Below are 3,374 nucleotides of genomic sequence, written 5' to 3'. Positions count from 1 at the left end.
ACTTGCCGGAGCCGGAGGCGCCGATGATGGCGATCATCTCGCCGCGCGCGACTTCAAAGGACACGCCTTTCAGGACCTGGTTGTCACCGAAACTCTTGTAGACCTGGTCCAGCCGGACGATGACCGGCTGCGGTTCCTGGGACGCCGCCACGGCGCGCAGATGCGGTGCGGATTCGGGTTTAGCGATGGCTGACATTGAGCTTTCTCTCCATGGATGCGCTCCAGCGCGATAAGGGATAGCAGAGCAGGAAGTAGAACGACCCCACCAGCAGGAACACCAGGAAGGGCTGGAAGATGGAGTTGTTGATGATCTGCCCGGCCCGCGTCAGTTCGACGAAGCCGATCACCGACGCCAGCGACGTCATCTTGATCAGCTGCACCAGGAAGCCGATGGTCGGCGGCAGCGACAGCCGCGTGGCCTGCGGGATGATGACCAGGCGCAGCGTCTGCCAGCGTGTCAGCGACAGGCACTCCGATGCTTCCCACTGCGGGCGCGGCATGGCCTCCACGCAACCGCGCCAGATGTCGCCCAGATACGCGCTGGCGTAGATCATCATCGCCAGCCCTGCTGCCACCAGTGCCGGCAGCACCAGCCCGTACACCGACAAGCCGAAATAGACGATGAAGAGCAGGATCAGCAAGGGAATGCCCTGCACGCATTCGATGAAGAGGATGGCCGGACGCCGCAGCCAGGCGCGTGGCGAGATGCGCGCCAGCATCACCAGGAATCCGCCGATGCCGCCCAGTACGAACGCCAGCGCCGACAAGACCAGGGTCCAGCCGATCGACTGCACCATGAAGAAGAAATAGGTCCAGCTGAAGTTGCCCATCATGATGTGCTCCCTTCGATGCGCAGCGCGGCTGCGGTGCTGACCGCCACCGGCCGCGAAGCGCCATGTACATACGGCACATGGGCCAGCGGTGCCATCGCTGCCGGATCGCTGGCGGGCAGGCGCGACACCGGACTGCGCCGGCCCTGTGCAGCCGCGCGGCGCAAGGTGCGGCGGCGTTTGAAAATAGTTTCACCGATGGAATAAGCCACCAGCTTGACCAGCACGGCCAGCACCAGGTACAGGGCAGCCACCACGAGATAGGTTTCCAGTGAACGGAAGGTATCGGACTGCACGGTATTGGCGATGGCCGTCAGCTCCTCGGCCGATATCTGCGAGGCCATCGCCGAGGCCTGCATCATCAGCAGGAACTGGCTGGTCAGCGCCGGATAGACGCGCTCGATGGCCGGCTGCAGCATCACGTGCCAGCGAATGCGCCAGACCGACAGGCCCAGGCATTCGGCGGCTTCGATCTGTCCGCGCGGCACCGAATCAATGCCGGCGCGAATGATCTCGGCGGCATAGGCGGCGATGTTGATGATCATCGCCAGCACCGCTGCCGCGAAGGTCGGCATGCGGATGCCGAAACTGGCCAGGCCGAAATAGAGCAGGAAGATCTGCACCAGGAACGGGGTATTGCGCACCACCTCGATGTAGCCGCTGCAGGTGCGGGCCACGAAGCGATTAGGACTGTTCTTGGCGAAGGCGACGAAGATGCCGATGGCCACGCCGACGATGACGGCCAGCGTGGTCATCTTCAGCGTCAGCCAGGCACCGTGCAGGAACACGGGCCAGTAGGGCGCCAGTGGCGTGAAGTCGAGAGAGAAGTTCATGGGCTGCCGGGTCCGTCAAGGTTTCAGGGAACCGGACATCGGTGCGGCGCGGGCGCGATCCTGCTGCGTGCGAGCGGCCCGGTGTGCCGGGTGCTGCCTTGCTGCGATTCAGGTCAAGCTGTTGCGTGCGGTGCTGCCATGCCGCGCGCTGAAGAATGGCGTGGCGCGCGGAAAATGCAATGAACTGCGGCGATGAACTACGACGGAATGCCGCGATGAAACGAGAGAACGCTGTGGATAAATTAAGTTAGTTCGCCAACGGATCAAAGGGTCCGGCAGCCGTAAAGGCGCCACCTTGCAGGGTCGCAACCGGATCATCGGCGGCCGGCTGCGGTTGCGCTTCCACCTTGGCGCGGAAGATTTCCGAACTGTCCTTGGGCGCATAGCCCAGGTGCGCGGCGTGGCGGTTGTCCCACCAGGTCTTGGCGTTGGCCGACATGCCGTAGACGATGGTGTGACCCACGCCAGGGATGAACAGCGCACGGCGCAGCAGTTGCTCGAAATCGTCCATGCTCATCCAGCTGGCCAGCATGCGGCGGTTGGTCGCTTCCGGGAAGATCGATCCGATGCGGATGCTCACCGTCTCCACGCCATAGCGGTCGAAGTAGAACTGCGCCATGTCTTCGCCATAGGACTTGGACAAGCCGTAGTAGCCATCGGGACGCTTCATGTCGTGCGCATCGATGCGCTCATCCTGGCCATAGAAACCGGTGACGTGGTTGGAGCTGGCGAAGATGACGCGCTTGACGCCATGGCGGCGCGCGGCCTCGTAGATGTGGAAGACGCCCTTGATGTTGGCTTCCAGGATCTCTTCGAAGGGACGCTCCACCGACACGCCACCGAGGTGGATGATGGCCTCGCAGCCCGCCACCATGGCATCGACCGCAGCGCGGTCGGCCAGGTCGCAGCCCAGCACTTCTTCATGCGCCGCGGCGGGACCCGCGGCCTCCATGGCCGCAGCCAGATCCGCTACCCGCACACGCTCGGCGAAGGATGCCAGGCGGCCACGCAATTGCCGGCCCACGCCACCGGCCGCGCCGGTCAGCAGGAGTCGGGAAAAACGGGCGGTCTGCCACGCATCACGGTCGGTGTCTGCGCTCATGCGGGCTGTCTCCTGATGGTTGCTCATCGTTGTTGTTGTCGGATCGGGTGCTGCATTCAAAGGCGGTGATTTCGCCGATAGGCCAGCTACTTCATCGGGCCGGCAGAGCTTGTACGTTGTCGTATCACTTGGCGGATTATTCCCGCCGGTGTACGGCTTGTCAACCAGATTAAAGGGCAAGTGATGGGTTCAGATATGAAGCTTCACGCAGGAAGCACTTGCAGCAAAATATCGCCAATACACATTCATTTCACGATAAAAATACCGCAAGTCACATCAACAGCCACAATGGTGCGGGCAGTTCAGCGCCGACCAAAGGGATGCTGACGTGGCGGCCAATGATGATGACCCGCTGACGACCGACATCACGCCGGTGCAGCAGCGGATCGGGAGCTGACGGCCGTCAGCTCGATCACGACGGACTGCGCTGCACAGCTGCCACAGGCTGCGCCGTGTCCTCATTCCAGCCGCCGCCCAGGACCTTGTAGAGCGTAATGCGATTGCTCTGCTCGGTCAGTCGCAGCGAGATCAAGGTCTGCTGTGCGGAGTACAGCGTACGCTGCGCCACCAGCGTGGTGAGATAGCTGTCGATGCCATTCTTGTAGCGTG

The 3,374-nt window shown here is 62.7% G+C and carries 3 protein-coding genes and 2 pseudogenes; all 5 read right to left on the bottom strand.

Annotation, left to right across the window (positions count from 1 at the left end):
• Positions 1-196, bottom strand: a pseudogene (locus tag B3873_RS04495) (amino acid ABC transporter ATP-binding protein); the annotation flags it as partial.
• Positions 180-833 carry an amino acid ABC transporter permease gene (locus B3873_RS04490; RefSeq protein WP_034331755.1) on the bottom strand — a complete coding sequence of 218 codons (654 nt, stop codon included), beginning with the start codon at positions 831-833 and terminating at the stop codon, positions 180-182. The gene B3873_RS04490 and the pseudogene B3873_RS04495, both read right to left, overlap by 17 nt.
• On the bottom strand, positions 830-1,663 hold the full coding sequence (locus B3873_RS04485) for an amino acid ABC transporter permease (protein WP_286864256.1): 834 nt from the start codon (positions 1,661-1,663) through the stop codon (positions 830-832). Before B3873_RS04485 ends, B3873_RS04490 begins: the two co-directional genes overlap by 4 nt.
• A 247-nt stretch (positions 1,664-1,910) precedes the next feature.
• Positions 1,911-2,765: an NAD-dependent epimerase/dehydratase family protein gene (locus tag B3873_RS04480; RefSeq protein WP_121041165.1), complete on the bottom strand. Its 855-nt coding sequence runs from the start codon at positions 2,763-2,765 to the stop codon at positions 1,911-1,913.
• Between the two features lie 412 nt (positions 2,766-3,177).
• Positions 3,178-3,374: pseudogene (locus tag B3873_RS04475) on the bottom strand (transporter); the annotation flags it as partial.

This window comes from Herbaspirillum sp. UBA812, from assembly GCF_002296545.1.
Taxonomy (GTDB): Bacteria; Pseudomonadota; Gammaproteobacteria; order Burkholderiales; family Burkholderiaceae_D; genus Herbaspirillum; species Herbaspirillum huttiense.
This window is presented reverse-complemented; position numbering and strand designations above follow the sequence as displayed.

What these genes read in the sequence shown, in the direction of transcription:
- B3873_RS04490 (WP_034331755.1), bottom strand. Translation starts at nt 833, where the DNA reads ATGATGGGCAACTTCAGCTGGACCTATTTCTTCTTCATGGTGCAGTCG.
- B3873_RS04485 (WP_286864256.1), bottom strand. Translation starts at nt 1,663, where the DNA reads ATGAACTTCTCTCTCGACTTCACGCCACTGGCGCCCTACTGGCCCGTG.
- B3873_RS04480 (WP_121041165.1), bottom strand. Translation starts at nt 2,765, where the DNA reads ATGAGCGCAGACACCGACCGTGATGCGTGGCAGACCGCCCGTTTTTCC.